General features: G+C 42.0%; 1 protein-coding gene and 12 tRNA genes. All 13 read left to right on the top strand.

The window, feature by feature from the left end:
• Positions 1-53 precede the first annotated feature (53 nt).
• The 13 genes from ACYVQ1_RS10160 (at position 54) to ACYVQ1_RS10100 (ending at position 5,516) form a co-directional block, all read left to right on the top strand.
• Positions 54-126 (top strand) — tRNA-Val (locus ACYVQ1_RS10160).
• Between the two features lie 4 nt (positions 127-130).
• A tRNA-Gly gene (locus tag ACYVQ1_RS10155) sits at positions 131-201 on the top strand.
• Between the two features lie 32 nt (positions 202-233).
• A tRNA-Ile gene (locus ACYVQ1_RS10150) sits at positions 234-307 on the top strand.
• A 6-nt stretch (positions 308-313) separates the two neighbouring features.
• Positions 314-385 (top strand) — tRNA-Glu (locus ACYVQ1_RS10145).
• An 8-nt stretch (positions 386-393) separates the two neighbouring features.
• Positions 394-483, top strand: a tRNA-Ser gene (locus ACYVQ1_RS10140).
• A 9-nt stretch (positions 484-492) separates the two neighbouring features.
• A tRNA-Met gene (locus tag ACYVQ1_RS10135) sits at positions 493-566 on the top strand.
• Positions 567-569: 3 nt separating this feature from the next.
• Positions 570-642 (top strand) — tRNA-Phe (locus ACYVQ1_RS10130).
• Between the two features lie 14 nt (positions 643-656).
• Positions 657-737, top strand: a tRNA-Tyr gene (locus ACYVQ1_RS10125).
• Positions 738-742: 5 nt separating this feature from the next.
• Positions 743-813 (top strand) — tRNA-Trp (locus tag ACYVQ1_RS10120).
• 11 nt (positions 814-824) lie between these two features.
• Positions 825-897: transfer RNA gene (locus tag ACYVQ1_RS10115), tRNA-His, on the top strand.
• Between the two features lie 8 nt (positions 898-905).
• A tRNA-Gln gene (locus ACYVQ1_RS10110) sits at positions 906-977 on the top strand.
• A 9-nt stretch (positions 978-986) separates the two neighbouring features.
• A tRNA-Leu gene (locus tag ACYVQ1_RS10105) sits at positions 987-1,070 on the top strand.
• A gap of 51 nt (positions 1,071-1,121) precedes the next feature.
• Positions 1,122-5,516, top strand: coding sequence for a PolC-type DNA polymerase III (locus ACYVQ1_RS10100; RefSeq protein WP_461250568.1), 4,395 nt, complete (start codon positions 1,122-1,124; stop codon positions 5,514-5,516).
• Positions 5,517-5,793 lie beyond the last annotated feature (277 nt).

The raw sequence follows: 5,793 nt of genomic DNA, 5'->3' as shown, positions 1-5,793 counted from the left end.
CTGATGTAGTTGGGGGTTGCCCCCTGTTAGATACGGTAGTCGCTTAGCGCAAAGGGAGTTTAGCTCAGCTGGGAGAGCATCTGCCTTACAAGCAGAGGGTCAGCGGTTCGATCCCGTTAACTCCCATTAAGCGGGTGTAGTTTAGTGGTAAAACTACAGCCTTCCAAGCTGTTGTCGCGAGTTCGATTCTCGTCACCCGCTTTATTTGGAAACAAATAACCAAGCATTAGCTTGGGCGCGTAGCTCAGATGGTTAGAGCGCACGCCTGATAAGCGTGAGGTCGGTGGTTCGATTCCACTCGTGCCCATTATATGGTCCGTTGGTCAAGGGGTTAAGACACCGCCTTTTCACGGCGGTAACACGGGTTCGAATCCCGTACGGACTATATTTTATGGAGGATTACCCAAGTCCGGCTGAAGGGAACGGTCTTGAAAACCGTCAGGCGTGTAAAAGCGTGCGTGGGTTCGAATCCCACATCCTCCTTATAATTAACGCGGGATGGAGCAGCTAGGTAGCTCGTCGGGCTCATAACCCGAAGGTCGTAGGTTCAAATCCTGCTCCCGCAATATGGCTCGGTAGCTCAGTTGGTAGAGCAATGGATTGAAGCTCCATGTGTCGGCGGTTCGATTCCGTCTCGCGCCATTTGTTTATATTTTGGAAGGGTAGCGAAGAGGCTAAACGCGGCGGACTGTAAATCCGCTCCTTCGGGTTCGGGGGTTCGAATCCCTCCCCTTCCATAGTTACGGGCATAGTTTAAAGGTAGAACTAAGGTCTCCAAAACCTTCAGTGTGGGTTCAATTCCTACTGCCCGTGTTAGTAAAGTGGCGAATGTGGTGAAGTGGTTAACACATCAGATTGTGGCTCTGACATTCGGGGGTTCGATTCCCCTCATTCGCCTATATATTTGGGGTATAGCCAAGCGGTAAGGCAAGGGACTTTGACTCCCTCATGCGTTGGTTCGAATCCAGCTACCCCAGTTATACTTTGCCGGCGTGGCGGAATTGGCAGACGCGCTGGACTCAAAATCCAGTGTCCGCAAGGACGTGCCGGTTCGACCCCGGCCGCCGGTATAAGTTACACTCCTTTAGGAGTGTTTTTTTGTCTATAGGAGTTTAATTTTTATGTCTGATAAATTTCAGCTTCTCTTAAAACAAATTCGTTTTCCTGAGGAACACGATGCTTTTAAAGAAATTAAAGATGGTTCTATCGAAACAGTAAAACTATTTAAATCAAAACGGCAGTGGTTTTTTGTTTTTTCTTTTCCTAGTGTTCTTTCTTATGAGTCTTTTGTGCTTTTTGATAGTTTACTTCATTCTTCCTTCAATTCTTTAGGTGCCAAAGCTTCTTTTGAGATTCGTTTACTTTCTACTTCTTGCGATGATTCTTTACTTGGAGATTATTTTTCATATGCCTTAGATAGTTTAAAAGTTTCTCACTTCTCTATTTATTCTTTATTCTCAAATCTAAAGGTTGAGATTTTAAATAATAGTATTTGTGTTAAGGCTCCAGCGCATATTATTAAAGAAAATTTACAGGATAGATTTATTTCTTTGATTTCTAAATCTCTTTCTCAAGTTGGTTTATCTGACGTATCAATTTCTGTTCTTGAAGATAAGGAAGCGTCATCTTCTTTAGAAGAGGCTTACGAAACAAACAAGGTTTCTTTACAAGAACAAGCTGAATCTCAGGCAAGACAGGCTCTCCAATCTATTCTTGAGAGTGCTCCAGCACCGAAACCTGTGAACGAACCGGCCCAAAATTTTGCTGAGAAACAAAGTCAACGTCAAGCTAGTTTTGATAAGGCTGAAATAACGCCAATGGTTGATATTAATTCTGAAGAGAATCGTGTTGTTTTTGAAGGATATATTTTTGATGTAGAGCAACGTGAAACTAAGACGGGTCGAATTATTATTAATTTCAAGGTAACTGATTATACCTCTAGTTTTGCAATGCAGCGCTGGGTCAAAGATAGTGATGAGCTTGCTAAGTTCGATATGATAAAAAAGGGGAACTGGGTAAGAGTTCGCGGTCGTATTGAGAATAATCCTTTCACTCATAGTCTGACAATGAATGTACAAGATATCAAAGAGATTTCGCACACACCTCGCAAGGATTTGATGCCTGAGGGACAAAAGCGAGTGGAATTTCATGCACATACTAACATGTCGACTATGGATGCCATGCCAACTGTGGAAGAGCTTATTGATACTGCTGCTTCTTGGGGGCACCCAGCTGTTGCTATAACTGATCACGCTAATGTTCAGAGTTTTCCTCATGGCTACCATAGGGCTAAGAAAGCTGGTATTAAAGCTATTTTTGGTCTTGAAGCCAATCTTGTTGAGGATAAAGTTCCTATTGTTTATAATTCCCAGAATTTGGAATTAAAAGAAGCAACTTATGTTGTATTTGACGTTGAGACAACGGGCTTGTCTGCTGTTCATAATGATTTGATTCAGATTGCGGCATCAAAAATGCATAAAGGTAATATTATTGAGCAATTTGATGAATTTATAGACCCAGGGCATCCTCTTTCTGCTTTTACTACTGAGTTGACAGGTATTACTGATAATCATGTAAAAGGTGCTAAACCTTTAGTCCAAGTTTTACAGGAGTTTCAAGAATTCTGTCAAGGAACTGTGCTAGTAGCCCATAATGCGACCTTTGACGTTGGTTTTATGAATGCCAATTATGAAAGACATCAGTTACCAACAATTTCACAACCAGTTATTGATACTTTAGAATTTGCACGAAATCTTTATCCTGAGTATAAGCGTCATGGTTTGGGTCCTTTGACGAAGCGGTTTGGTGTGGCTTTGGATCACCACCACATGGCCAATTATGATGCGGAAGCAACGGGCCGTTTGTTGTTTATCTTCATAAAAGATGTGTTTGATAAGCACGGTTTGACTAATTTGGAACAGTTGAACACGGATTTGGTTTCGGAAGATTCGTATAAAAAGTCTCGTGTTAAACATGCGACGCTGTATGTTCAGAATCAAACTGGCTTGAAGAATATCTTTAAGTTGGTAAGTTTATCAAATGTCTCATACTTTGAGGGGGTAGCACGTATTCCTCGTACGGTCTTAGATGAGTATCGTGAGGGAATCATTGTAGGTTCTGCTTGTGCTGATGGTGAGGTTTTTGATACGCTTCTGTCTCATGGTATTGACAAGGCAGTTGAAGTTGCTAAATATTATGACTTTATTGAAGTTATGCCACCAGCGATTTATGCACCATTGATTGCGAAGGACTTAATTAAGGATGAGGTGGCTATAGAACAACTGATTCGAGATCTGATTGAAGTTGCTAATCGTCTGGACAAGCCTGTGCTTGCTACAGGAAATGTACATTATATCAATCCTGAGGATGCGATTTATCGTGAAATCATTGTTCGTGCTTTGGGACAAGGAGCAATGATTAATAGGCCAATCGGTAAGGGAGAAAATGCGAAACCTGCTCCTTTACCTGAAGCGCATTTTAGAACAACGAATGAGATGCTAGATGACTTTGCCTTTTTGGGAAAAGACTTAGCCTATGAAATTGTTGTAACTAATACGCAGGCTATGGCAGACCAAATTGAAGAGGTCGAGGTTGTCAAAAAAGACTTGTACACACCTTTCATTGATCGTGCGGAAGAACAGGTTGCGGAGATGACATATGCTAGAGCGTTTGAGCTCTATGGTAATCCTTTGCCTGATATTATTGATCTGCGAATTGAGAAAGAGTTGTCCTCAATTCTTGGTAATGGTTTTGCCGTAATTTACCTGGCTTCGCAGATGCTGGTTAACCGTTCAAATGAACGTGGGTACCTAGTTGGTTCGCGTGGATCTGTCGGTTCTAGTTTTGTTGCGACGATGATTGGAATTACTGAGGTTAATCCAATGCCGCCACACTATTTATGTCCTAAATGTCAACACTCAGAGTTCATTACAGATGGTTCTTATGGATCTGGCTTCGATTTGCCTGATAAGGAGTGTTCAGAATGTGGAACAGAGTATAAAAAAGATGGTCAGGATATTCCTTTCGAGACCTTCCTAGGTTTTGATGGGGATAAGGTTCCGGATATCGATTTGAACTTTTCCGGTGATGATCAACCATCAGCCCACTTGGATGTTCGTGATATTTTTGGAGAGCAATATGCTTTTCGTGCTGGAACAGTAGGTACTGTTGCAGATCGGACGGCTTATGGTTTTGTCAAAGGTTACGAACGTGACTACAATAAGTTTTACCGTGATGCCGAGGTCGATCGTCTGGCCATGGGTGCCGCTGGGGTTAAGCGAAACACAGGTCAGCACCCGGGTGGTATCGTTGTTATTCCAAATTATATGGATGTCTATGATTTCACACCTGTTCAATATCCGGCCGATGATGTAACGGCTGCCTGGCAGACGACTCACTTTAACTTCCACGATATTGATGAGAATGTGTTGAAGCTTGATATTCTGGGACATGATGATCCGACTATGATTCGTAAGTTGCAGGATTTATCGGGAATTGATCCCAAAGATATTCGAGCAGATGATCCAGATGTGATGAAACTTTTTTCAGGGACTGAAATTTTGGGGGTTACACCTGAACAGATTGGGACACCAACGGGAATGTTGGGAATCCCTGAGTTTGGGACTAACTTTGTTCGTGGTATGGTCGACGAGACGCATCCGACGACCTTTGCGGAACTCTTACAGTTATCTGGTTTGTCCCATGGTACAGACGTTTGGTTGGGTAATGCACAAGATTTGATCAAGGAAGGTATTGCCACTCTGAAAACCGTTATCGGTTGTCGTGACGATATTATGGTATACCTAATGCATGCGGGATTAGATCCTAAGAAGTCCTTCACCATTATGGAACGTGTGCGTAAGGGAATGTGGTTGAAAATTTCTGAAGAAGAGCGAAATGGCTATATTCAAGCCATGCGTGAAAATAATGTTCCAGACTGGTATATTGAATCTTGTGGTAAAATCAAATACATGTTCCCTAAAGCCCATGCGGCAGCCTACGTTATGATGGCCCTGCGTGTAGCTTATTTCAAAGTGCACCATCCTATTTATTACTATTGTGCCTACTTTTCAATTCGAGCTAAAGCATTCGAGCTTAAAACGATGTCTTCGGGTCTTGATGCTGTTAAAGCTCGAATGGAAGATATTAAGGAGAAGCGCCAACGAAATGAAGCGACTAATGTTGAAAATGACTTATTTACGACCCTTGAAATTGTCAATGAAATGTTAGAGCGTGGCTTTACCTTTGGCCAGTTAGATCTTTATAAGAGTCAGGCAACTGAATTTCTGATTGAAGGAGATACCTTGATTCCACCGTTTATTGCACTTGAAGGTTTGGGTGAGAACGTTGCTAAGCAAGTGGTTGCTGCGCGTGAAGAAGGGGAGTTCCTTTCCAAAACAGAATTGCGTAAACGAGGAGGTCTATCATCAACCCTAGTTGAAAAATTGGATGAAATGGGAATCCTAGGAAATATGCCAGAAGATAATCAATTAAGTCTTTTTGATGATTTCTTTTAATAGCTAAAGAGAATTGTCATCAACTTTGAGAGAATGGAGTCAGTCTCCGTTCTCTTTTTATGTGACTTTAAGTCCGTTTCGCTCCCAAGGTGCGAAACAAATAAACCACCCGCTATGCGGGTGCGCATCGAAGGTTATACCGTCATAACAAAAAAAACTCCAAACGAGTTACAATATAGGTGTTCAAGCCAATTGTAAAACGAAAGGAGTTAAGACTATGTCGCAAAAAGCTCACAGTTTATCACATACAAAATGGATGTGTAAGTACCACATTGTA

It is taken from the genome of Streptococcus parasalivarius, assembly GCF_054785155.1.
The sequence above is the reverse complement of the archived record's forward strand: the minus strand, read 5'-3'. Positions and strand labels throughout refer to the sequence as shown.